Origin of the sequence: Pseudomonas baetica, from assembly GCF_002813455.1 — a bacterium.
In the GTDB taxonomy this organism is placed as follows: domain Bacteria; phylum Pseudomonadota; class Gammaproteobacteria; order Pseudomonadales; family Pseudomonadaceae; genus Aquipseudomonas; species Aquipseudomonas baetica.
This window is the reverse complement of the sequence record NZ_PHHE01000001.1, coordinates 3,423,890-3,447,969: the sequence shown is the minus strand read 5'-3', so window position 1 is coordinate 3,447,969 and position 24,080 is coordinate 3,423,890. Positions and strand designations below refer to the sequence as shown.

Sequence of the window (24,080 nt, the reverse complement as noted above, 5' to 3'; positions counted from 1 at the left end):
TTGCTCGCGAAAGCGTCGGATCAGTCGACATCATCGTTGCTGACCCGCCGCTTTCACGAGCAAGCCCGCTCCCACAGGTTTTTTTTGGTGGGTTCGGGATTACAGGTCGAGCACCAAAGGTTGGCTGCTCTGCGCCGGCACCGCACAGCAAATCAGCACATGGCCCGCCTCAGGTATTTCGGCAGGTACCTGTGGATAATTCACCGCGCCACTGACCAGCCGCGTCTTGCAAGTGCCGCACGAACCACCGCGGCAACTGAACTCCGGACGCAATCCGCGACTTTCCGCCAGCTCAAGCAAACTGCCGCCGTCCGGTTGCCAGCGTGCTTCCTTGGCTGAACGTTCGAACACCACCGGCACCGATTGGGTGGCGGCCGGTGGTTGCTCGATGACGATCGCGTCCGCATCGGCACGCCGCTTCAGGGTCGAAGGGCCGAAGGTCTCGGCGTGAATCTGTGCATCGCGCACATCTAGTTCACGCAGGCTGTCGTACAGGCCTTGGGTGAAAGCGCCGGGGCCACAAAGCACAAAGTCGATCTGATCGTAATCCTCGACCTCCAGCAGATTCCTCAGCACCGCGTCATCGATACGCCCCTGAAGGTCGAAGTCCTCGCCTTCATGTGCATCCGCTTCCGGCTGACTTAACAAACGCAAGACCCGCACGGCATCACCAGCGCTTTCCAACAGACGATCCAGCTCCTTGCGAAAAGGCTGATCGGCCAGGCTGCGCGAACTTTGCAGCAACCACGTCGGACGAATCCTGCGCGTGCGCAGGCCCTGATAAACCACCTCACGCAGCATCGACAGGATCGGCGTGATACCGACCCCGGCCGCCAACAGCACCAGCGGCCGGCGCTCCAGCGGCGCTACGGTGAAATGCCCTTGCGGCGCCCGCGCCTCCAGCACGTCACCCACCTGGATCTGCTCGTGCAGATGGTTTGACACGCGTCCATCGCGCTTCACACTGATCCGGTAAAAACCATCCGATGGCGCGCTCGACAGGCTGTAAGTGCGGATATGCACCTCGCCATCGATCGTGAAGCGCAGCGGTAAATGCTGACCGGCGAGAAACACCGGCAAACCGGCGCCATCGGCGGGCTCGAGATAGATGGAACGGATGCTGCGGCTCTCTTCCTCAATCTTCGCCACCCGCAGCGGCCGCCATTGGTTGCCCAGTGCCTGCGCCTGCAAGCGTGCGCTCGCCTCGGCCCAGTTGCCGGTCAACAGACTGGTCGGCGACATGCCGTCGAAGCGCCAGCGCAACGCCAACGCTGCCGGGCGCCGCACCAGTTGCTCCACCTCGAAAGTCCACAAGCGCTCAGCCCCTTGAAACGCTTCGATCTGTGGGTCGTCGAGAAGGATCTCGGTGCGCCCGCTGAGTTGCAGCACATCGCCTGTGGAAAAGTCGATGAACAGCAATCCGGCCTTGGGGTTGAGCAGCAGATTGCCGAGGGTGTTGAAATGCAGATTGCCGGCGAAATCGGGGATGGTCAGACGATTGCCTTCCACCCGTACGAAACCGGCCTGACCACCGCGATGGGAAACATCCACCGCACGCTCGCCGTCGGTATCGACATAGCTGGCGACGAAGAAAGTATCGGCCCCAGTTATCAGTGCGGTGGCCGCCTCGTCGAGCGCATTCAGATGTTCAGCCGGGCGCGTCTGCGGATCCGTCAGCGGCACTCTTTGAAACTGGCGCAGTTGGATGTATTGCGGGCAGTTGCCGAAGGCCTGATCCACACTCACGTCGAAGCCCTGAGCGCTGAGATTGCCGACATGGCCGTTAAGCCGATTGCGCCGGCGTGTGTGCAACTCGATGCCGAGCAAACCGATCGGCTCGCCATTGCGCAGTTGCGCCGGGTCGTCCGCTGCGACCTGACTGGCGAAGTGCAGATGTTCGGGATCGGGCGAATGAGCAAACCCCGGTGCGCCTTCGAGCACACTGGCCCAAGGTCGCCCGTCCGCATCGACTGCGCCATACAGCAGGAAAGGCAATTGCTGATAGAACTCACGGTGCTGGTCTGGCATCCAGGTGCGAATCACCTTACGCCCGAAGGCCTCCATGCGTTCGGCCACACCCACGTGCGCCTGCAACTGTTGCTCGCCAGCGTGCCACGGTGAACGTTCCATCACGACCTCTCCTCTGCCCCTACGGCGCAGTGTGGATTGCGAGCATCAGACTGAAGTTTGCAGACCGGCGACGGTGCGCGGCATGCCGACAAAACCGGGCAGTGCTTCAACCCGAGCCAGCCAGGCGCGCACGTTGCGGTAGTCATCCAGCGACACGTTGCCTTCCGGCGCGTGGGCGATGTAGCTGTAGGCCGACACGTCGGCGATGGTCGGCTCGCTGCCCGCCAGATACGGCGTGTTACCCAGCTCGACTTCCATCACCTTGAGCAGGTTGTGCGCACGGGCAATCACTTCTTCAGCATTGAGTTTCGCCCCGAACACCGTGATCAACCGCGCCGCCGCCGGGCCAAAGGCAATCGGCCCGGCCGCTGCCGACAATCAGCGCTGTACCCGCGCGGCACCGACCGGATCGCTCGGCAACCAACGGCCCTCGCCGTACTTCTGCGCCAGATACACCAGAATCGCGTTGGAATCAGCCAGCACCACGCCATTGTCATCAATGGCCGGCACCTGACCGAAACTGTTGATGGCCAGATAGGCCGGTTGCTTGTGTTCGCCTTTGGCCAGATCAACCAGGATCAGCTCGGTCGGCAGTTGCAACAGCGACAGCATCAGCTCAACCCGGTGGGCATGGCCGGAACGCGGGAAGTTGTAGAGTTTGATCGGTTGCATGGTCGACTCCGCTGGATGATCGCGCCGCCCAAGGGTGGCAGCGCTGATGGAGGCCATCTTCTACCCATCCTTGAAGCAACAGAATTACCAGCATTTGCAATCGATTATTTCTTCTCGCGCAATAACGCGGCATTTTTCAGCGCCGGATGCTCACGCAGAGCGTTTACCGTGAAATCAACAAAACTGCGTACCCGCGCCGGCGCCTTGCGCCCGCCCTGATACACCACATGAATCGGCAGCGGCGGCAGTTCGAAGTCAGCGAGGACGATTTCCAGTTCGCCCGCCGCGACCTTGTTCGCCACTTGATAGGAAAGCACCCGCGTCAGCCCCAGGCCCAAACATGCGGCCGTGATCGCGGCTTGATTGGCGGTGACCACCAAACGCGGCTCCGGGCGCACGATCAGTGGTTCGCCCTGTTCGAGAAACGGCCAATTGCGCATCTGGCCGGTGGCGGCAGTCGCCACTACGGGCAAACCGGCCAACGCCTGGGGATGGCTGGGCCGGCCGTGCTCGGCCAAGTATTGCGGCGAACCGCAAACCACTCGCCGAACCTCACCGACGCGGATCGCATGCTGATTACTGTCCGCCAGCTCGCCGATGCGCACTGCGACATCGATGCCCTCCTCAACCATGCTGACGATCCGATCCACCAACACGGCGTTGATCGACACGTCCGGATACTGTGCGAGATAACCGGCCATGACTGGCGTAACGAACAACTCGCCAAACAACACCGGCGCCGTCACCGTCAATTGCCCACGGGGCTGGGCGTGGCTGCCTGCGGCAGAATCCTCGGCTTCCTGCACCTCGGCGAGAATCCGGCGACAGTCCTCCAGATAACGCTGCCCCGCTTCACTCAGATGCACACTGCGCGTGGTGCGAATCAGCAATTGCGTACCGATCCGCTGCTCCAGTGCGGCAACGGCGCGGGTGACGCTGGCAGCGGACAGGCCCAGACGCCGCGCGGCTGCGGAGAAGCCCTGGTCCTGGGCGACGGCGGCGAAGACCTGCATTTCCTGGAAGCGATCCATGGTTACCCTCGAATCAGATACAAAAATCGCAGCCGAAGCTGCGATTTTTTAGGGCGAACTCAGCTGTGGATAACTTATTCCACCGTCACCGACTTCGCCAGGTTACGCGGCTGATCAACGTCCGTACCCTTGAGCACAGCAACGTAGTACGACAGCAGTTGCAGCGGAATGGTGTAGAGGATCGGCGAGAGGATGTCGTGGATATGCGGCATCTGCACGACGTGGGTGCCTTCGCCGTTGGTCATTCCGGCTTTCTCATCGGCGAACACGATCAGTTCGCCGCCGCGGGCACGGACTTCCTGCAGGTTGGATTTGAGCTTCTCCAGCAGTTCGTTGTTCGGCGCCACGGTGACCACCGGCATGTCGTTATCCACAAGCGCCAGCGGGCCGTGTTTCAACTCGCCGGCCGGGTAGGCTTCGGCGTGGATATAGGAGATTTCCTTGAGTTTCAAGGCACCTTCCATCGCCACCGGGAATTGCGCGCCGCGGCCGAGGAACAAGGTGTGGTTCTTCTCGGCAAACAGCTCGGCAACTTTCTCGACGGTGCTGTCCATCGCCAGCGCTTCGCCCAAGCGACTCGGCAGGCGGCGCAGTTCTTCCACCAACGTGGCTTCAACGCCTTTCGCCAGAGTGCCACGCACTTGGCCCAGCGACAGAGTGAGCAGCAATAGACCGACCAGTTGCGTGGTGAATGCCTTGGTCGATGCCACGCCGATTTCGCGACCGGCCTGGGTCAGCAGGGTCAGATCGGATTCGCGCACCAGCGAACTGATGCCGACGTTGCAGATCGCCAGGCTGGCGAGAAAGCCCAGCTCTTTAGCGTTGCGCAGTGCGGCCAGGGTGTCGGCGGTTTCGCCGGACTGGGAGATGGTGACGAACAGGGTGTCCGGCTGCACCACCACTTTGCGGTAGCGGAATTCGCTGGCGACTTCGACCTGGCACGGGATCCCGGCCAGTTCTTCGAGCCAGTAACGCGCAACCATGCCCGCGTGATAACTGGTGCCACAGGCAACGATCTGCACGTTGCGTACTTTGGCGAACAACTCGGCCGCTTGGGGGCCAAATGCCTGTACCAACACTTGATTGTTGCTCAGACGACCTTCCAGAGTGCGCTGGACCACCGCCGGTTGCTCGTGGATTTCCTTGAGCATGTAGTGGCGGAATTCGCCTTTATCGGCGGCTTCGGCACCGTCGCTGTACTGCACGGTCTGACGCTCGACAGCAGTGCCATTAACGTCCCAGATCTGCACGTTATCGCGGCGAATTTCGGCGATATCGCCTTCTTCCAGATACATGAAGCGGTCAGTCACCTGACGCAGGGCCAGTTGATCGGAAGCGAGGAAGTTCTCACCCAGACCCAGACCGATCACCAGCGGGCTACCACTGCGGGCGGCAACAAGACGATCCGGTTGCTTGGCATTGATCACTGCCAGACCGTATGCACCGTGGAGTTCCTTGACGGTGGCTTTGAGGGCTGCGGTGAGATCAGGCTGAACCTTGAGCTTTTCGCTGAGCAGGTGGGCGATGACTTCAGTATCGGTGTCCGACGTGAATACGTAGCCCAGTGCTTTCAGTTGCTCACGCAGGGCTTCATGGTTTTCGATGATGCCGTTGTGCACCACCGCAATGTCGCCGGAGAAATGCGGGTGAGCGTTACGCTCGCAAGGCGCGCCGTGGGTTGCCCAACGAGTGTGGGCAATCCCCAGACGGCCAACCAGCGGGTGTTCGGCCAGTGCGACTTCCAGCTCGCTGACTTTGCCCGGGCGTCGCATGCGCTCAAGGGTTTCGTCGTGGGTGTACACGGCCACACCGGCGCTGTCATAGCCGCGGTATTCAAGGCGCTTGAGGCCTTCTACCAGAATGGCGGTGATATTACGTTCAGCCACTGCGCCGACAATTCCACACATGCTTATTTCTCCTGACTGATAGCCGCGCAAATCAAGGTGATACCGCGGGCCTGAATCTGATCGCGGGCATCTAAGGGCAGGCGATCATCGGTAATTAGGGTATGGACGCTGCTCCATGGCAGCTCCAGATTGGGAATCTTGCGGCCGATCTTGTCGGCCTCGACCATCACGATCACTTCCCGCGCCACTTCAGCCATCACTCGGCTCAAGCCCAGCAATTCGTTGAACGTGGTGGTACCGCGCATCAGATCGATGCCATCGGCGCCAATAAACAACTGATCGAAGTCGTAGGAGCGTAGTACCTGCTCGGCCACCTGGCCCTGGAAGGATTCCGAATGCGGATCCCAGGTGCCGCCGGTCATTAACAGCACCGGTTCATGTTCGAGCTCGCTCAAGGCATTAGCGACGTGCAGAGAGTTGGTCATCACCACCAAGCCCGGCTGTTGGCCAAGCTCTGGAATCATCGCGGCGGTGGTGCTGCCACTGTCGATGATAATGCGCGCGTGCTCGCGGATGCGTTTCACCGCAGCGCGAGCGATCGCCTGTTTGTATTTGGAAATGCTCTGGGCGGTTTCCGCGACCAGTTCCTGAGGCATGGTGATCGCTCCACCGTAGCGGCGTAGCAACAGACCGTGGCTTTCCAATGCGGCAAGATCCTTGCGAATCGTAACTTCGGAGGTTTCGAAGCGCTTGGCCAGTTCATCCACACTGACTTCGCCCTGCTCATTGAGCAAAGCGAGGATGTTGTGGCGGCGCTGCGGCGTATTGCGTTTCGACATGGCGGGCTTTAAGTTTCGATTCGAAAGATAACGGAAGCAATCAAAACCTATTGCCCATAAATCGTCAAGCACGATGCAGAGTTTTTTGAGAACGACACAAACAAAAATGTGGGAGCGGGCTTGCTCGCGAAAGCGGTCGATCATTCAACATTGATGTTGAATGACACGACGCCTTCGCGAGCAAGCCCGCTCCCACATTGGGTTTGCGTGGCTAAGTCAGGCTGTGGATAACTCAGTCCTTTTTGATTTTCACCGGACGCTTCCAGCCATCGATGTTCTTCTGCCGCGCACGCCCAACGGCCAACTGCGCGTTATCAACATTCTGTGTGATGGTCGAACCGGCCGCGGTAGTTGCGGCGCTGGAGATATCCACAGGGGCGACCAACGAGTTGTTGGAACCAATGAACACATCTTCGCCTATCACGGTCTTCCACTTGTTGGCGCCATCGTAGTTGCAGGTGATGGTTCCCGCGCCGATGTTGGTGCGCGCACCGATTTCGGCGTCGCCCAGGTAAGTCAGATGTCCGGCCTTGGCGCCTTCGCCCATGTGGGCGTTCTTCAGTTCAACAAAGTTACCCACATGGGCACGCGCTTCAAGCACAGTACCCGGGCGCAGGCGAGCAAACGGACCGGCATCACTGCCTTCGCCGAGTATTGCGCCTTCAATGTGAGAGTTGGCTTTGATGACCACACCTTTGCGTAGGGTGCTGTCTTTGATCACGCAGTTCGGACCAATGATCACGTCGTCTTCAATGACCACGTTGCCTTCGAGAATCACGTTGATGTCGATCAGCACATCACGACCGACGGTGACTTCGCCACGCACGTCGAAACGCGCCGGGTCACGCAGTGTTACGCCTTGGGCCATCAGGCGACGACCGGCGCGCAATTGGTAATGACGCTCTAGCTCGGAGAGTTGCTTGCGATCGTTGGCACCCTGCACTTCCATCGGGTCATGTGGCTGTTCGGTGGCCACTACCAGACCATCGCTGACCGCCATTTCGATCACGTCGGTCAGGTAGTACTCGCCCTGAGCGTTGTTATTCGACAGACGACTCATCCAGTCGGCCAGACAATTGGCCGGTACCGCGAGAATGCCGGTGTTGCCTTCAGTGATCGCACGCTGCGCTTCGCTGGCATCTTTGTGCTCGACGATGGCGGCGACCTTGCCCTCGGCGTCGCGGACGATACGGCCATAGCCGGTCGGGTCATCCAGCTCTACGGTCAACAAACCCATCTGGCCAGGCACAACATGCTTGAGCAGACGTTGCAGGGTTTCGACTTCGATCAGCGGCACATCACCGTAAAGAATCAGCACGGTGTCGGCCGTAATGAACGGCACAGCCTGGGCTGTGGCGTGGCCGGTGCCCAACTGCTTGTCCTGCAGCACAAAATTCAGATCGTCTGCGGCCAGACGCTCACGCACCACATCGGCACCGTGGCCGATAACTACATGAATGCGTTGTGGATCGAGTTGTCGGGCGCTGTGGATAACATGGCCCAACATGGAATTGCCGGCAATCGGGTGCAACACCTTCGGCAGTGCCGAACGCATACGAGTGCCTTGACCGGCCGCGAGGATAACGATTTCGAGAGACATGACTGGCTACCAATCCTGGGTGGTCAGCAACTGCGACCGGGGTTGTAAAAATCGGAAAAGAAAAAAGGGTAGCCGAGGCTACCCTTTTTTATCAATCACACAACAAGTGGCTGACGGATTAACCGCCAAACTTCTTGCGGATCTGCTGGACGGTGCGCAGTTGAGCTGCAGCCTCGGCCAGACGTGTGGCAGCGGCGCCGTAATCGAAGTCCGCGCCTTTTTCGTTCAGGGCATTCTCGGCAGCCTTGAGAGCTGCTTGAGCCTGAGCTTCATCCAGGTCGGCAGCACGTTGCACGGTATCGGCAAGTACCTTGACCATGTTCGGCTGAACCTCGAGGAAACCACCGGAGATGTAGAACACCTCGGCTTCCCCGCCTTGCTTGATCAGGCGGATCGGACCTGGCTTCAGATTAGTGATCAGCGGCGCGTGACCCAGAGCGATACCAAGATCACCCAGTGCACCGTGCGCAATCACCATCTCGACCAGGCCGGAAAAGATTTCCCCTTCCGCGCTGACGATATCGCAATGGACTGTCATAGCCATCTGATTGCCTCAACCTAAATTAGCGCCCGTTGCCGGGCGCCGGGATTACAGTTTCTTGGCTTTCTCGATCGCTTCTTCGATGCCGCCAACCATGTAGAACGCTTGTTCTGGCAGGTGGTCGTAGTCACCGTTGAGGATGCCTTTGAAGCCAGCAATGGTGTCTTTCAGGGAAACGTATTTACCCGAAGCACCGGTGAAGACTTCAGCCACGAAGAACGGCTGCGACAAGAAGCGCTGGATCTTACGAGCACGGTTAACCAACTGTTTGTCGGCTTCCGACAGCTCGTCCATACCCAGGATCGCGATGATGTCTTTCAGCTCTTTGTAACGTTGCAGAACGTACTGAACGCCGCGAGCGGTGTCGTAGTGGTCCTGGCCGATTACGTTCGGATCCAGCTGGCGCGAAGTCGAATCCAGTGGATCTACCGCTGGGTAGATACCCAGGGAAGCGATGTCACGGGACAGAACGACGGTGGCGTCCAAGTGGGCGAAGGTGGTCGCTGGCGACGGGTCGGTCAAGTCGTCCGCAGGTACGTATACCGCTTGGATCGAGGTGATCGAACCTTCCTTGGTCGAAGTGATACGTTCTTGCAGAACGCCCATCTCTTCAGCCAGGGTCGGCTGGTAACCTACTGCCGAAGGCATACGACCCAGCAGTGCGGATACTTCAGTACCGGCCAGGGTGTAACGATAGATGTTGTCGACGAACAGCAGAACGTCGTTACCTTCGTCACGGAACTTCTCGGCCATGGTCAGGCCGGTCAGTGCTACGCGCAGACGGTTACCCGGCGGCTCGTTCATCTGACCGTAAACCAGTGCCACTTTGTCCAGAACGTTGGAGTCCTTCATCTCGTGGTAGAAGTCGTTACCCTCACGAGTACGCTCACCCACACCGGCGAACACGGAATAACCGCTGTGCTCGATGGCGATGTTACGGATCAGTTCCATCATGTTTACGGTTTTGCCTACACCGGCACCACCGAACAGACCGACTTTACCGCCTTTGGCAAACGGGCAAACCAGGTCGATAACCTTGATGCCGGTTTCCAGCAGGTCGTTGCCGCCTGCCTGTTCAGCGAACGAAGGCGCTGGACGGTGAATGCCCCAACGCTCTTCGGTGTCGATTGGACCCGCTTCGTCGATTGGGTTACCCAGAACGTCCATGATCCGGCCCAGGGTCGCTTTACCGACCGGTACGGAGATGGCTGCGCCAGAATCGGTAACTTCCAGACCGCGCTTCAAGCCCTCGGTGGAACCCATCGCAATGGTGCGAACCACGCCGTCGCCCAGCTGTTGCTGAACTTCCAGAGTGGTTTCGGCCGCGCTCACTACTTTCAGCGCGTTGTAGATGCTCGGTACGCTGTCGCGTGGAAATTCCACGTCGATAACGGCGCCGATGATTTGAACGATACGTCCGCTACTCATAGCTGGATCCTCTGAATATTTGAACCGTTAAACCGCGGCAGCGCCGCCGACGATTTCCGAGATCTCTTGGGTGATCGCAGCCTGACGCGCCTTGTTGTAGATCAGCTGCAAATCGCTGATCAAATCACCGGCGTTGTCGGTAGCGTTCTTCATCGCGATCATCCGCGCAGCTTGTTCAGCCGCGTTGTTCTCGACCACCGCCTGGTAGACCTGCGACTCGACGTAACGGACCATCAAGCCGTCAAGCAGCTCTTTGGCATCCGGTTCGTAGAGATAGTCCCAGTGGTGCTTGAGATCCTGATCCGGGGTTGCCACCAATGGAATCAACTGCTCCACGGTAGGCTGTTGCGTCATGGTGTTGATGAACTTGTTGGACACCACGGACAGGCGATCAATACGGCCGTCCAGGTAGGCATCCAGCATCACCTTGACGCTGCCGATCAGATCATTGATCGACGGCTCTTCACCCAGGTGGCTGATAGCTGCAACGACGTTACCGCCGAAGTTACGGAAAAAGGCCGCACCCTTGCTACCAACGACACACAGATCAATCTCGACGCCGTTTTCGCGGTTTACCGCCATGTCCTTGACCAGGGCCTTGAACAGGTTGGTGTTCAAGCCGCCGCACAAACCACGGTCACTGCTCACGACGACATAACCAACACGCTTGATTTCGCGGTCGATCATGAACGGGTGGCGGTATTCCGGGTTGGCGTTGGCCAGATGCCCAATTACCTGGCGGATACGCTCCGCATAAGGACGGCTAGCAGCCATGCGCATTTGTGCCTTGCGCATTTTGCTGACCGCCACTTTTTCCATGGCGCTGGTAATCTTTTGCGTGCTTTTGATGCTCGCAATCTTACTGCGAATCTCTTTTGCGCCTGCCATGTAACACCTATCAGGTTAGCAAGCGGGAGCCTCGCGGCTCCCGCTGCGGCTTACCAGGTTTGGGTGGCCTTGAACTTCTCGATACCGGCTTTCATGCCAGCGTCGATTTCGTCATTGAAGTCACCTTTAACGTTGATCTTGGCCATCAAATCGGCGTGATCGCGGTTGAAGAAAGCAATCAGCGCTTGTTCGAAGCTGCCGATCTTGGCGATTTCAATGTCAGTCAGGAACCCACGCTCAGCGGCATACAGCGACAGCGCCATGTCAGCGATCGACATTGGTGCGTATTGCTTCTGCTTCATCAGCTCGGTAACGCGCTGACCATGCTCAAGTTGCTTACGGGTCGCTTCGTCCAGGTCAGAAGCGAACTGGGCGAATGCCGCCAGTTCACGGTACTGAGCCAGAGCGGTACGGATACCACCGGACAGCTTCTTGATGATCTTGGTCTGAGCGGCACCACCCACACGGGATACCGAAACACCGGCGTTCACTGCAGGGCGGATGCCCGAGTTGAACATGGCCGATTCCAGGAAGATCTGACCGTCGGTGATGGAAATCACGTTGGTCGGAACGAACGCGGAAACGTCGCCAGCCTGGGTTTCGATGATCGGCAGTGCGGTCAGGGAACCGGTTTTGCCGGTCACTGCGCCGTTGGTGAACTTCTCTACGTACTCTTCCGAAACGCGGGATGCGCGCTCGAGCAGACGGGAGTGGAGATAGAACACGTCGCCTGGGTAAGCTTCACGGCCTGGTGGACGGCGCAGCAGCAGGGAAATCTGGCGGTAAGCCACTGCTTGCTTGGACAGATCGTCATAAACGATCAGCGCGTCTTCACCGCGGTCGCGGAAGAATTCACCCATGGTGCAACCGGAGTACGGTGCCAGGAACTGCAGCGCAGGAGATTCCGAAGCACTGGCAGCCACGATGATCGTGTTGGCCAGGGCGCCGTTTTCTTCCAGCTTGCGAACCACGTTGGCGATGGTCGATTGCTTCTGACCGATTGCTACGTAGACGCAGAAAATGCCGCTGTCTTTCTGGTTGATGATCGCGTCGATCGCCAGAGCGGTTTTACCGATCTGACGGTCACCGATGATCAGCTCACGCTGGCCACGGCCGACAGGGATCATGGCATCGACAGCCTTGTAGCCAGTCTGTACAGGCTGGTCTACCGACTTACGCCAGATCACGCCCGGAGCAACTTTCTCGACCGCGTCGGTCTCGGTGTTGCCCAGTGGACCTTTGCCGTCAACAGGGTTACCCAGTGCGTCGACTACGCGACCCAGCAGTTCCTTACCAACCGGAACTTCGAGGATGCGGCCGGTGCACTTGGCGCTCATGCCTTCAGCCAGAGACTGGTAAGCGCCCAGTACAACGGCACCTACGGAGTCTTGCTCCAGGTTGAGGGCCATACCGTAGACGCCGCCCGGAAACTCGATCATCTCGCCGTACATTACGTCGGCCAGACCGTGAATCCGCACGATGCCGTCAGATACGCTGACGACAGTGCCTTCGTTACGGGCTTGGGAGGTCACATCGAGCTTGTCGATGCGGCCCTTGATAATTTCACTTATTTCGGAAGGATTGAGTTGCTGCATTGCTCTGCTGCCCCTTCAAACTCAAGATTTCAATGCTTCGGCAAGTTTCGCGATTTTGCCGCGAATCGAGCCATCGATAACCAGGTCGCCGGCGCGGATAACGACACCACCTATTAGGGCAGCATCCTCCGCAACTTGCAGGCGCACTTCCCGGTTGAGTCGTGCACTGAGAACCTTGGCGAGTTTGTCTTGCTGTTCTTGGTTCAATGCGAAAGCACTGGTCACTTCAACGTCTACCGACTTCTCTTGTTCGGCCTTGTACAGGTCGAAAAGAGCGGCGATCTCCGGCAGAAGCGGGAGACGGTCGTTTTCGGCAACGACGTTGATGAAGTTCTGTGCCTTGGCATCAAACTTGTCGCCGCACACGTCAATAAACGTGGCGGCCTTTTCTGCGCTCGTCAGTCGCGGGGCCTTGAGCACGCGCTGCATGGTGTCGTCTTGCGACACCGCTGCAGCCAGGCCGAGCATGGCTGACCAATTGGCCAGTTGCTGGTGGGCCTGAGCGTGCTCGAAGGCCGCCTTAGCGTAAGGTCGGGCCAACGTGGTCAGTTCTGCCATGATCGCCCTCGCTTAGATTTCAGCAGCCAGTTGGTTAACCAGCTCTGCGTGCGCGTTTTGATCGATTGTGGCACCCAGGATCTTCTCGGCGCCGCCGACAGCCAGCAAGCCCACTTGGGCGCGCAGCTTGTCTTTGACACTGTTCAGTTCCTGTTCGATCTCGGCTTGAGCCTGAACCTTCACACGGTCAGCGTCGACACGGGCCTTTTCAACGGCCTCTTCGACAATCTGGTTACCGCGTTTCTTGGCTTGCTCGATGATTTCAGCTGCCTGAGCTTTCGCTTCGCGCAGTTGCTGACCCGCTTTTTCTTGGGCCAACTCCAGGTCGCGAGCTGCACGGCTGGCAGCGTCCAGACCATCAGCGATCTTCTTTTGACGTTCGTGCAGAGCAGCGATGACCGGAGGCCATACATACTTCATGCAGAACAGTACAAAAATCAGGAACGCAACGGACTGGCCAATCAGGGTCGCATTAATGTTCACGCCAACACCTCGCAGTTACGTTGTCCATCACATCAAATTACTCGGAAGAATCCGGGTAATTAGCCAGCGATCTGACCAACGAACGGGTTCGCAAAGGTGAAGAACAGAGCGATACCAACACCGATCATGGTTACGGCGTCGAGCAGACCGGCAACGATGAACATTTTAACTTGCAGCATTGGAACCATTTCTGGCTGACGCGCTGCGCCTTCCAGGAACTTGCCGCCCAGCAGGCCGAAACCAATTGCGGTACCCAGTGCGCCCAGGCCGATCAACAGTGCAACAGCGATAGCGGTTAGACCAACTACAGTTTCCATCTTTCCTCCCGACTTTTACGTCGTATGGTTTAGGTTTTTTAGATTAAAGCGGTAAAACAAATCGTTTCAGGTGCCCTGTGAAGAGCCCCTTCCCGTTTGACCGGGAAGGACATCAGACTAGTCGAAACTGGTCTTAATGGTTTTCTTCGTGCGCCATCGACAGGTAGACGATGGTCAGCATCATGAAGATGAACGCCTGCAGCGTGATGATCAGGATGTGGAACACAGCCCACGCCCACTGCAGAACAACGCCCAGGCCGCTCAGCCAGAGCAGGCCGCTGCCGAACATCACAGCGATCAGAATGAACACCAGCTCGCCGGCATACATGTTGCCGAACAGACGCAGAGCCAGGGAGATCGGCTTGGCGATCAGGGTCACGAATTCCAGCAGGAAGTTCACCGGGATCAGCAGGGCCTGAACGAAGATGTTCTTGCTGCCGAAAGGGTGCAGGGTCAGTTCGCCGATGAAGCCGCCGATGCCCTTGACCTTGATGCTATAGAAAATGATCAGTGCGAAAACCGAGAGCGCCATGCCCAGAGTCGCGTTCGGGTCGGTAGTCGACACGGCGCGGAACGGGATGTGCTGGTCGCCGGAGATCAGGATGGCCAGCTGAGGAATCCAGTCGACCGGAATCAGGTCGACGGCGTTCATCAGGAACACCCAGACGAAGATGGTCAGTGCCAGCGGTGCAATCACCGGGCTACGGCCATGGAAGCTGTCTTTCACGCTGCCATCGACGAATTCGACCAATACTTCAACGAAGTTCTGCAAAGCACCCGGCTGACCCGACGTTGCCTTTTTTGCCGCCATGCGGAAAAGAAGGACGAAGATCAGACCCAACGCAACCGACCAGCCGAGGGTATCGACGTGGAAAGCCCAGAAGCCCATTTCTTTGGCTTCTGCTGCGGTATGGGCAAAGCCCCAGCCGCCGTTAGGTAGCTGACCGAAGGTCAGGTTCTGCAAGTGGTGCTGGATATAGCCCGAAGCGGTTGTTTCTGCCATGGTTGCCTCAAACGCCCTAAGGTCTCGAAAGTCTTGTTCTCATCAGCAGGGGAGCGAACCAGCTGACCGACTGAGTCAGCACGAACGCGCCGAATACAGCTATCGGCGCCAATGGCTTCACACCTGCAAACACCAGAGCAAAAAGCACTGCTGTCAAAATCAGTTTGCCTGCCTCGCCGGCATAAAAAGACCGGACGATGGACTGGGCTGCTCGGGCGCCGGAAAACCGAAATGCCTTGTGAGCGAAATATACATTGGGCAGCAAGGCTATCAGGCCTCCGCAAAGTCCCGAGTATCCGGCAACGACTCCGTGCCATTGCCAGAGCGCCAAAGCGGCAATGAGCAAAATCACGAATTGAGCCATTAACACCGGAAAAACCGCCAGGCGATGGAACGGCAGGCGGTTTGGCTTGCGGGTTTCCATCACGTTTGCTCTCCAATGGTCGGCTGCCAGAATTCAATAACTTGGCATAATTTGTGCCGACAAAATGCGCGCAGAGTATAGGGGCGGTTCTGCCCCTATTCAACTGTCAGGTAGTGATTTCCGACTGCGCGCTACATGAGGAAATGTTTCAGCGGATGTGCGCGAGCACACCTTGAAGCTCATCGAGGGAGTTGTAACCGATCACCAACTGCCCTTTTCCCTTCTTCCCGTGGCGAATCTGCACCGCAGAGCCTAGGCGCTCGGCCAGACGCTGTTCGAGGCGGGCGATATCCGGGTCGGGTTTGGTGGCTTCCACAGGCTCCGGTTTACCACTCAACCACTGGCGAACCAGTGCCTCGGTTTGGCGCACGGTGAGGCCGCGTGCGACAACATGTCGCGCCCCTTCGACCTGCTGATTGTCCGGTAAACCGAGCAAGGCACGGGCATGACCCATTTCCAGGTCACCGTGCGACAGCATGGTCTTGATGACTTCCGGCAGCGCAATAAGCCGCAACAGGTTAGCCACAGTGACGCGGGACTTACCCACAGCGTCGGCGACCTGTTGCTGAGTCAGTTGGAATTCCTGCTGCAAACGCTGCAGGGCGACCGCTTCCTCGATCGGGTTGAGGTCTTCACGCTGGATGTTCTCGATCAGCGCAATGGCAATCGCGGTTTCATCCGGGACATCGCGAACCATCGCCGGGATGGTTTCCTGCCCGGCTTGCTGGCTCGCGCGCCAGCGGCGTTCACCGGCAATGATCTCAAAGCGGCCGCCACCGATCGGGCGCACCACGATCGGTTGCATCACGCCTTGTGCCTTGATCGACTGCGCCAGCTCTTCCAGCGCCTGCGGATCCATATCCCGGCGAGGTTGATACTTGCCGCGCTGGAGCAGGTCCAGTGGCAGGTGCTGCAACTCACGGGTGTCCGCTTGCGCGGCTTGTTCTTCCAGCGCGCTGACGGTAGGACCACTCAGCAGTGCATCCAGTCCACGTCCGAGACCTCGTTTCTTGACGGCCATGGGGATTCCTTAAGTTGCCTGAGCGGCGGCGATGCGTGAATTTTTGCGCTGACGACGAACCATCTCGCCCGCCAGGGCCAGGTAGGCCAGCGCACCACGCGATTGCTTGTCGTAGGCCAGCGCCGGCATGCCGTAGCTCGGCGCTTCGGCCAGGCGGATGTTGCGCGGGATCACCGTGTCATACAACTGATCGCCGAAGTGTTCCTTGAGCTGGGCCGAAACATCGTTCATCAGGCTCAGGCGCGGGTCATACATGGTCCGCAGCAGACCTTCGACTTTCAGGTTCGGATTCAGCAGTTCAGCGATGCGCTTGATGTTATCCACAAGGTCGCTCAAACCTTCCAGCGCGAAGTACTCGCACTGCATGGGGATAATCACCCCATCGGCAGCCACCAATGCGTTCAGCGTGAGCATCGACAGCGACGGCGGGCAGTCGATCAAAATGTAATCGTAGTTCTCACGGATCGGCGCCAGCGCGCTGCGCAGACGGCTTTCCTTCATCTGCATTTCCAGCAGCACCACTTCAGCGGCCGTCAGGTCGCGGTTGGCCGGCAGTAGTTGATAACCGCCGTGCTCGGAATAGTGCATGGCCTGAGCCAGATCGCATTCGCCGATCAGCAGGTCGTAGACCGAATTTTCCAGGCCGTGTTTATCCACACCGCTACCCATGGTGGCGTTGCCCTGTGGATCGAGATCGATCAACAGCACCCGGCGCTTGGTCGCGACCAGGGATGCTGCGAGGTTGATGCAGGTGGTGGTCTTGCCCACACCACCCTTCTGGTTCGCTATCGCGAATACCTTAGCCATTCTTGCTTGTGTTCCCAATCATGCCGTGCGGCGCAGTATCAGCAGATGGCGTTGGCCTTGGCAACCGGGTACGGCCAGGGCGTGTTCGCTATCGAGTTTGAAGTCTGCCGGCAATGCTACCAGCTCATCGGCTGGATGAACGCCCTTCATTGCCAGCCAGCGTGTGTCGGCGTCGCCCAGATGGCGAGTCCAGTTGGTGAAGTTTTCCATGCTGCTGAACGCCCGGGAAATGATTCCGTTGAACGGCTGAGCAGGCTGGAACGCTTCGACGCGACTGTGGATAACTTGCAGGTTATCCAGTTTGAGTTCAAGTTTGACCTGAGTCAGGAAGCGGGTTTTCTTGCCGTTGCTATCCAGACAGGTCACTTGCGCGTCCGGATACAGGATCGCCAACGGAATCCCCGGCATGCCTCCGCCGCTGCCGACGTCGAGCCAGCGACCGTTTTCGATAAACGACATCACGCTCAGACTATCGAGCAAATGACGCGAGACCATCTCGTCCGGATCGCGCACAGCGGTCAGGTTGTAGGCCTGGTTCCATTTGATCAACAGGGCCAGGTATCCCAGCAGTAATTCGTGCTGGGTTTCAGTGAGGTTGACACCGAGCTCGCGGGCTCCTGTGGATAACTCTTCGGCGTGTTGCGAAGTGACCTTAGAACTCAAGCGCTTTGCTCCAACTGACGGCCCGCGCCGCGTTTTTTCAAATGAATCATCAACAGCGAAATGGCTGCCGGGGTCACGCCCGGGATGCGCGAAGCCTGGCCAAGCGTCTCTGGACGAGTCGCGCCGAGCTTGCTCTGGATCTCCTTGGAGAGACCGGAAATGTTGGTGTAATCGATATCCACAGGCAGTTTCGTGTCTTCACTGGCGCGCAGACGGGCGATTTCGTCCTGTTGACGGTCGATGTAACCGGCGTATTTGGTCTTGATCTCTACCTGTTCGGCGACTTGTGGGTCTTCGGCACCGTCGCCAGTCACTTCGACCAGACCAGCGTAGTCGATTTCCGGACGGCTCAAGAGGTTGAGCAAGTTGTATTCGTGGGTCAGCGGCGTGCCGAATTTTTCCGCAATCGCATCGCCCTGCGGCGTTCCCGGGCGAACCCAGGTGCTTTTCAGGCGCTGCTCTTCCAGTTCGATGCTTTCGCGTTTCTTGCAGAAGGCCGCCCAACGCGCGTCATCGACCAGCCCCAGCTCACGACCTTTTTCGGTCAGACGCAGGTCGGCGTTGTCCTCGCGCAGGATCAGGCGGTACTCGGCGCGGGAAGTGAACATGCGGTACGGCTCTTGAGTACCGAGGGTGATCAGGTCATCGACCAGAACCCCGATGTACGCCTCATCACGGCGGGGACACCAGGCTTCTTTGCCTTTGGCACGCAATGCAGCGTTGGCCCCGGCGAGCAAACCCTGGGCCCCGGCTTCTTCGTAACCGGTGGTGCCGTTGATTTGCCCGGCGAAGAACAGACCGCCGATGACTTTGGTTTCGAGGCTGTACTTCAGGTCGCGCGGATCGAAGTAGTCGTACTCGATCGCATAACCCGGACGCATGATGTGCGCGTTTTCCATGCCGCGGATCGACTGCACGATCTGCAATTGCACGTCGAACGGCAAGCTTGTGGATATCCCGTTCGGATACAGCTCATGGGTGGTCAAACCTTCCGGTTCGATAAACACCTGATGGCTTTCCTTGTCGGCAAAGCGGTGAATCTTGTCTTCGATCGACGGGCAATAACGCGGGCCAATGCCTTCGATCTCGCCGGCAGCCGAATACATCGGCGAACGGTCGAGGTTCGCGGCAATGATTTCGTGGGTTCGGGCGTTGGTGTGGGTAATCCAGCAACTGACCTGGCGTGGATGCTGTTCTTTGTTGCCCATGAACGACATCACCGGGATCGGCGTATCGCCTGGCTGCTCGGTCATCACCGAGAAATCCACAGACTTGCCGTCAATACGCGGTGGCGTACCGGTTTTCAAACGACCGACACGCAATGGCAGTTCGCGCAAACGGTGGGCCAGGGCAATCGATGGTGGATCGCCGGCTCGACCGCCGGAAAAATTCTGCAAACCGATGTGGATAAGTCCACCAAGGAACGTACCGGTGGTCAACACCACGGAATCGGCGAAGAACCGCAGACCCATTTGCGTGACAACACCACGGACTTGTTCCTGCTCGACGATCAGGTCATCAGCAGCCTGTTGAAATATCCACAGGTTCGGCTGGTTTTCGAGAATTTCGCGGACAGCGGCTTTGTAAAGAATGCGGTCGGCTTGTGCACGGGTTGCACGCACGGCTGGGCCTTTACGGCTGTTCAACACGCGAAACTGGATGCCGCTCTTATCGGTAGCCATGGCCATCGCACCGCCGAGGGCGTCGATTTCCTTGACCAGATGGCTTTTGCCGATGCCACCGATCGCCGGGTTGCAACTCATGGCACCGAGGGTTTCCACGTTATGCGTCAGCAACAGGGTTTTTGCCCCCATACGTGCTGAGGCCAGTGCTGCCTCGGTACCGGCATGACCGCCGCCGATGACGATCACTTCAAAACGGGAAGGGAAATCCACCACGCACCTCGTGCCTGCTTAAGTAGGTAATTCAGGAATAGTTTGAGATCAGGTTTCTGAACCTGGTCGGCAAGTATAGGGACTTCGCCCTTCCTAAAGAACCCTTTGCACAAAATTTAACCAGCTGTGGAGAACTCGCGGTTAAAAAAATAAAAAAGAAAGAAATTTATAGAATCTTTGTTTTTATGTTTATTCTTACTGCCCCACCTTTCTGTGGATAGATCACTACAGGCCTTTATATTCAATGTGTACAGAGATTCAAAACCCTGTGCTCATGTACCAATGAGGCCCTTGGATAACCAGTGTAAGCCTGTGGATGAAACGGGCGGTTATCCACAGAGGGGTTTATATCCAGTTTTCAGGCCCTGTTATCAACTGACCTCAGTGGCAGTTATTCACAGGGCTTAATCCACAGAAAATCGATGACCGGATGAGTTCCGGGCACGAAAAAACCGCTCGAGCTGGAGAATCAGTCGGGCAATTGAGGCTGGTATTAAGAAAGTAGAAACAAAAACGGGCCACGAACGGGCCCGTTTGAATACAGCGGCGGATTATTTACCGATGCAGAAACTGGAAAAGATCCGTCCCAGCAGATCATCGGAGCTGAAGGCCCCGGTGATTTCCCCCAGAGAGTGCTGGGCCTGGCGCAGATCTTCGGCCAGCAGTTCACCTGCCCCCGCCAGAGTCAGCTGCGCGCGACCGTGTTCCAGCGCCGCACTGGCATGGCGCAAGGCTTCCAGATGCCGGCGACGAGCACTGAAACTGCTTTCCGAGGTTTGTTCGTAACCCATGCAGGCCTTGAGATGATCACGCAGTAATTCCAGACCTTCGCCTGCCGATTTGGCGCTCAGGCTGATGGTTACGTGGCCATCTTCGCTGACTTCCAGGGCAATGGCTTCGCCCGTAAGATCAGCTTTGTTACGAATCAGGGTGACCTTCGCCGGATCGGGGCGTACTTCAAGAAATTCCGGCCACAAGGCGAATGGGTCCAAGGCTTCTGGCGCCGTCGCATCGACGACCAGCAACACTTGATCCGCTTCACCGATGGCTTTCAATGCTCGCTCGACGCCGATCTTTTCTACCTGATCGTCGGTATCGCGCAGACCGGCGGTATCGACAACGTGCAGCGGCATGCCGTCGATGTGGATATGTTCGCGCAAGATATCCCGCGTGGTGCCGGCAATCTCGGTAACGATCGCCGCTTCGCGCCCGGCCAGAGCATTCAGCAGGCTGGACTTGCCGGCATTCGGTCGGCCAGCGATCACCACAGTCATGCCATCGCGCAACAAGGCACCCTGCCCGGCCTCGCGCAGCACTGTGGATAATTCATTGCGGACCTTGTCGAGCATGCTCAACACATGGCCATCAGCGAGGAAGTCGATTTCTTCTTCCGGGAAGTCGATAGCCGCTTCGACGTAGATGCGCAGGCCGATCAATTGTTCGGTGAGGTTATGCACACGCTGGGAAAACGCACCCTGCAAAGAACGCAGGGCGTTGCGCGCGGCCTGTGCAGAACTCGCTTCGATCAAGTCGGCGATCGCCTCGGCCTGGGCCAGGTCGAGTTTGTCATTGAGGAAGGCGCGCTCGCTGAACTCGCCCGGCCGTGCCAAACGGCAGCCCAGTTCCAGGCAACGCTTGAGCAACATGTCCAGAACGATCGGGCCACCGTGGCCCTGCAATTCCAGCACGTCTTCACCTGTGAATGAGTTCGGCCCCGGAAAGTACAGCGCCAGACCTTCGTCGAGCACCTGCTGGTCGTCACTGAAAAAAGGCCCGTAATGGGCATAGCGTGGTTTCAGTTCGCGGCCGGCGATGGCTTTGGCCGTAACACTGGCCAGCGGTCCGGAAATACGGACGATACCCACACCGCCGCGACCTTGGGCGGTGGCGACAGCTGCGATGGTTTCACGAGGTGCGCTCATAAACCGGAATCCAGACAAAAGTGGCAGATAGCAAAACGCCCCACTAGGGGGCGTTTTGAGTGGTGTTATCCACAGAGTAAGTTACGCCTCGGCTTTTTTCGTCGCCGCTTCGATCTTACGCGTGATGTACCACTGTTGTGCAATCGACAGGCAGTTGTTCACAACCCAGTACAGCACCAGACCAGCAGGGAACCAGAGGAAGAAGAAGGTGAAGATGATTGGCATCATTTTCATGACCTTCGCCTGCATCGGATCCGGAGGCGTCGGGTTCAGCTGCTGCTGGATGAACATGGTTGCGCCCATGATGATCGGCAGAATGAAGAACGGATCCTTGATCGACAAGTCAGTGATCCACAGCATGAATGGCGCCTGACGCATTTCCACGCTTTCCAGCAGAACCCAGTACAGCGAAAGGAAAACCGGCATCTGCACGAGGATCGGCAAGCAGCCGCCCAGCGGATTGATCTTCTCTTTCTTGTACAGCTCCATCATGGCTTGCGACATTTTCTGCCGGTCATCGCCATGTTGCTCTTTCAGTGCAGCCAGTTTCGGTGCAACGGCACGCATGCGCGCCATAGATTTGTAGCTGGCAGCCGACAGAGGGAAGAAAATACCCTTGATCAGCATGGTCAGGAAGATGATCGACCAGCCCCAGTTACCGACAATCGCGTGGATATGTTGCAGCAGCCAGAAGATTGGCTGGGCAATGAACCACAGAATGCCGTAGTCGACGGTCAGTTCCAGACCTGGGGACAACTCTTTTAGCACAGCCTGGCTTTTCGGACCTGCGTACAGCACAGCGCTGGTTTCAACTTTGGCACCCGGTGCAGCGGTCAGAGTAGGACCGGTGTAACCGATGATGTAGTTGCCTTTGCTGTCTTTACGGGTCTGGACGATGTTGTTTTCGCCTTTTGCCGGAATCCATGCAGTCACGAAGTAGTGTTGCAGCCACGCTACCCAACCGCCGGTGACGGTTTCTTTCAGTTGGGCCTTGTCCATGTCCTTCATGGACACTTTCTTGTACGGCTCCGAACTTGTCCACAGGGCGGCGCCCAGGTAAGTCGCGGTGCCAGTCGCAGTAGTGGACGAAGGATCGGCGCTGCTATCACGCTTCAACTGGGCGAACATTGCGCCATTCCAGGGCTGAGCGCTCTGGTTATCCACAATGTAGGAAACGGCTACGTCATACAGGCCGCGTTTCACGGTGAAACGCTTGATGTAATTGACGCCGTCCTTGCTGAACTTCAGGTCGACAACCAGTTGGTCCTGACCGTCAGCCAGTTGATAAGTCTTCTTCTCCGAAGAGTAAACCGGACGACCGGCCGGATTTGCGTCCGGGCCATTGGTGCCGATCAGACCGCTTTGCGCCAGATAAACACGCTCACCGCCGTTATCGAACAGCTGGAACGGAACATCAGGACGATCCTGACGACGTGGATACAGAGGCAAGGTCAGTTGAGCAACGTCACCACCTTGTGGATCGATCGCAAGATCGAGCACGTCGGTTTTGATCTGGATCAGATCCTTGCTGGCGGCTACCGGTGTTTCGGCAGGTGCGCTGGTATCGCTAGCGGCGCGCGGAATATCGTCACTGGCGGCAGCATTATTGCCAGTGGCGGGGTCCGGCAAACCGGATGTAGTCGTACTGGAAGCAACATTCTGAGTCGGCAGGGCAGCCTGACCATAGTCCTGGTTCCATTTAAGAACCATAACGTAGGACACGATTGCCAGGGCGACGATCAGGATCGTGCGTTTGATATCCATGATTACTCGGCCATCGAAGAAGAACGGGAGGTAGGGATAGGTGGAACCGGGTCATAACCACCGGGATTCCACGGATGACAGCGACCTAAACGACGAAAGGTCAGCCAGCCACCGCGCAGAAGGCCATGAGTTTCAATGGCTTCATACGCGTAGCAGGAACAACTGGGGTAGAAACGACAGTGACTGGCCATCAAAGGACTAATGGCGTAGCGATAAAACTGGATCGGAACGAGGGCCAGTTTACGCATCTGGACTGTCTACCCCTACAGTTTCGGTGTTGACTGCTGGAACTGGCTTGTTACGGGCCAGACGCTTCCAGAGCTTGCCGAAATGCTGAATCAATTCGGGGTTTTCTACATCACCCAAACCTTTGCGCGCGACGATAACGATGTCCCAGCCGACCAGTGAATCCTGGTGCAGACGGAACGATTCGCGCATCAGACGTTTGAGGCGATTGCGCTCAACGGAGAGCTTTACGCTCTTTTTCCCGATAACCAGCCCGAGACGGGGGTGATCAAGATCGTTGTTGCGTGCAAGGAGCAGGAGATTTTTCCCCGGAACCTTGCCGGTAGGGGAGTCAAAGACTGCCTTGAAATGCCGGGGGGTAAGCAAACGCTTTTCCCGACTGAAGTCCTGACTCACCTCCAGTACC

General features: G+C 57.8%; 22 protein-coding genes and 1 pseudogene. All 23 read right to left on the bottom strand.

Going from position 1 to position 24,080, the window contains the following annotated elements; all coding sequences use genetic code 11:
• Positions 1 to 99: 99 nt before the first annotated feature.
• A complete protein-coding gene (locus ATI02_RS15660; RefSeq protein WP_100846729.1) occupies positions 100 to 2,130 on the bottom strand; it encodes a pyridoxamine 5'-phosphate oxidase family protein in 2,031 nt (676 codons plus the stop codon).
• Between the two features lie 45 nt (positions 2,131 to 2,175).
• Positions 2,176 to 2,802 (bottom strand): annotated as a pseudogene (locus tag ATI02_RS15655) (glutathione S-transferase family protein).
• A 104-nt stretch (positions 2,803 to 2,906) separates the two neighbouring features.
• Positions 2,907 to 3,833, bottom strand: a complete 927-nt coding sequence (locus ATI02_RS15650; protein ID WP_100846728.1) for a LysR family transcriptional regulator — start codon at positions 3,831 to 3,833, stop codon at positions 2,907 to 2,909.
• Between the two features lie 74 nt (positions 3,834 to 3,907).
• On the bottom strand, positions 3,908 to 5,740 hold the full coding sequence (gene glmS, locus ATI02_RS15645; protein ID WP_100846727.1) for a glutamine--fructose-6-phosphate transaminase (isomerizing): 1,833 nt from the start codon (positions 5,738 to 5,740) through the stop codon (positions 3,908 to 3,910).
• 2 nt (positions 5,741 to 5,742) lie between these two features.
• Complete coding sequence (locus tag ATI02_RS15640) at positions 5,743 to 6,519, bottom strand: DeoR/GlpR family DNA-binding transcription regulator (RefSeq protein WP_095188715.1); 777 nt, start codon at positions 6,517 to 6,519, stop codon at positions 5,743 to 5,745.
• A gap of 232 nt (positions 6,520 to 6,751) precedes the next feature.
• On the bottom strand, positions 6,752 to 8,119 hold the full coding sequence (glmU, locus tag ATI02_RS15630; RefSeq protein WP_100846726.1) for a bifunctional UDP-N-acetylglucosamine diphosphorylase/glucosamine-1-phosphate N-acetyltransferase GlmU: 1,368 nt from the start codon (positions 8,117 to 8,119) through the stop codon (positions 6,752 to 6,754).
• Between the two features lie 118 nt (positions 8,120 to 8,237).
• Positions 8,238 to 8,663, bottom strand: a complete 426-nt coding sequence (locus ATI02_RS15625; protein ID WP_016772407.1) for a F0F1 ATP synthase subunit epsilon — start codon at positions 8,661 to 8,663, stop codon at positions 8,238 to 8,240.
• Between the two features lie 45 nt (positions 8,664 to 8,708).
• The gene (gene atpD / locus ATI02_RS15620; protein ID WP_007911961.1) at positions 8,709 to 10,088 is read right to left on the bottom strand and encodes a F0F1 ATP synthase subunit beta; all 1,380 of its coding nucleotides are present in this window, start codon (positions 10,086 to 10,088) and stop codon (positions 8,709 to 8,711) included.
• A gap of 27 nt (positions 10,089 to 10,115) precedes the next feature.
• A complete protein-coding gene (atpG, locus tag ATI02_RS15615; RefSeq protein ID WP_007911960.1) occupies positions 10,116 to 10,976 on the bottom strand; it encodes a F0F1 ATP synthase subunit gamma in 861 nt (286 codons plus the stop codon).
• Between the two features lie 50 nt (positions 10,977 to 11,026).
• Positions 11,027 to 12,571 carry a F0F1 ATP synthase subunit alpha gene (gene atpA, locus ATI02_RS15610; RefSeq protein WP_016984064.1) on the bottom strand — a complete coding sequence of 515 codons (1,545 nt, stop codon included), beginning with the start codon at positions 12,569 to 12,571 and terminating at the stop codon, positions 11,027 to 11,029.
• A 21-nt stretch (positions 12,572 to 12,592) separates the two neighbouring features.
• Positions 12,593 to 13,129: a F0F1 ATP synthase subunit delta gene (locus ATI02_RS15605; protein WP_007911956.1), complete on the bottom strand. Its 537-nt coding sequence runs from the start codon at positions 13,127 to 13,129 to the stop codon at positions 12,593 to 12,595.
• A 12-nt stretch (positions 13,130 to 13,141) separates the two neighbouring features.
• Positions 13,142 to 13,612, bottom strand: coding sequence for a F0F1 ATP synthase subunit B (locus ATI02_RS15600; RefSeq protein ID WP_003229781.1), 471 nt, complete (start codon positions 13,610 to 13,612; stop codon positions 13,142 to 13,144).
• A gap of 59 nt (positions 13,613 to 13,671) precedes the next feature.
• Positions 13,672 to 13,929, bottom strand: a complete 258-nt coding sequence (atpE, locus tag ATI02_RS15595) for a F0F1 ATP synthase subunit C (RefSeq protein WP_003097235.1) — start codon at positions 13,927 to 13,929, stop codon at positions 13,672 to 13,674.
• 133 nt (positions 13,930 to 14,062) lie between these two features.
• Positions 14,063 to 14,932, bottom strand: coding sequence for a F0F1 ATP synthase subunit A (gene atpB, locus ATI02_RS15590; protein ID WP_095188717.1), 870 nt, complete (start codon positions 14,930 to 14,932; stop codon positions 14,063 to 14,065).
• A gap of 16 nt (positions 14,933 to 14,948) precedes the next feature.
• The gene (locus tag ATI02_RS15585; RefSeq protein WP_003229783.1) at positions 14,949 to 15,356 is read right to left on the bottom strand and encodes a F0F1 ATP synthase subunit I; all 408 of its coding nucleotides are present in this window, start codon (positions 15,354 to 15,356) and stop codon (positions 14,949 to 14,951) included.
• Positions 15,357 to 15,504: 148 nt separating this feature from the next.
• Positions 15,505 to 16,377 carry a ParB/RepB/Spo0J family partition protein gene (locus ATI02_RS15580; RefSeq protein ID WP_100846725.1) on the bottom strand — a complete coding sequence of 291 codons (873 nt, stop codon included), beginning with the start codon at positions 16,375 to 16,377 and terminating at the stop codon, positions 15,505 to 15,507.
• 9 nt (positions 16,378 to 16,386) lie between these two features.
• The gene (locus ATI02_RS15575) at positions 16,387 to 17,184 is read right to left on the bottom strand and encodes a ParA family protein (RefSeq protein ID WP_008084406.1); all 798 of its coding nucleotides are present in this window, start codon (positions 17,182 to 17,184) and stop codon (positions 16,387 to 16,389) included.
• 18 nt (positions 17,185 to 17,202) lie between these two features.
• The gene (rsmG, locus tag ATI02_RS15570) at positions 17,203 to 17,847 is read right to left on the bottom strand and encodes a 16S rRNA (guanine(527)-N(7))-methyltransferase RsmG (protein ID WP_095188719.1); all 645 of its coding nucleotides are present in this window, start codon (positions 17,845 to 17,847) and stop codon (positions 17,203 to 17,205) included.
• Entirely contained in the window at positions 17,844 to 19,742 is a 1,899-nt protein-coding gene (gene mnmG / locus ATI02_RS15565) for a tRNA uridine-5-carboxymethylaminomethyl(34) synthesis enzyme MnmG (RefSeq protein ID WP_100846724.1), read from the bottom strand. The genes rsmG and mnmG overlap by 4 nt, the downstream gene beginning before the upstream one ends.
• A gap of 551 nt (positions 19,743 to 20,293) precedes the next feature.
• Complete coding sequence (gene mnmE, locus ATI02_RS15555) at positions 20,294 to 21,664, bottom strand: tRNA uridine-5-carboxymethylaminomethyl(34) synthesis GTPase MnmE (protein ID WP_095188721.1); 1,371 nt, start codon at positions 21,662 to 21,664, stop codon at positions 20,294 to 20,296.
• Between the two features lie 81 nt (positions 21,665 to 21,745).
• Positions 21,746 to 23,428 carry a membrane protein insertase YidC gene (gene yidC, locus ATI02_RS15550; RefSeq protein WP_095188722.1) on the bottom strand — a complete coding sequence of 561 codons (1,683 nt, stop codon included), beginning with the start codon at positions 23,426 to 23,428 and terminating at the stop codon, positions 21,746 to 21,748.
• Between the two features lie 2 nt (positions 23,429 to 23,430).
• A complete protein-coding gene (yidD, locus tag ATI02_RS15545; RefSeq protein ID WP_095188723.1) occupies positions 23,431 to 23,676 on the bottom strand; it encodes a membrane protein insertion efficiency factor YidD in 246 nt (81 codons plus the stop codon).
• Positions 23,669 to 24,070, bottom strand: coding sequence for a ribonuclease P protein component (gene rnpA / locus ATI02_RS15540; protein ID WP_045122860.1), 402 nt, complete (start codon positions 24,068 to 24,070; stop codon positions 23,669 to 23,671). Before rnpA ends, yidD begins: the two co-directional genes overlap by 8 nt.
• Between the last annotated feature and the right edge of the window lie 10 nt (positions 24,071 to 24,080).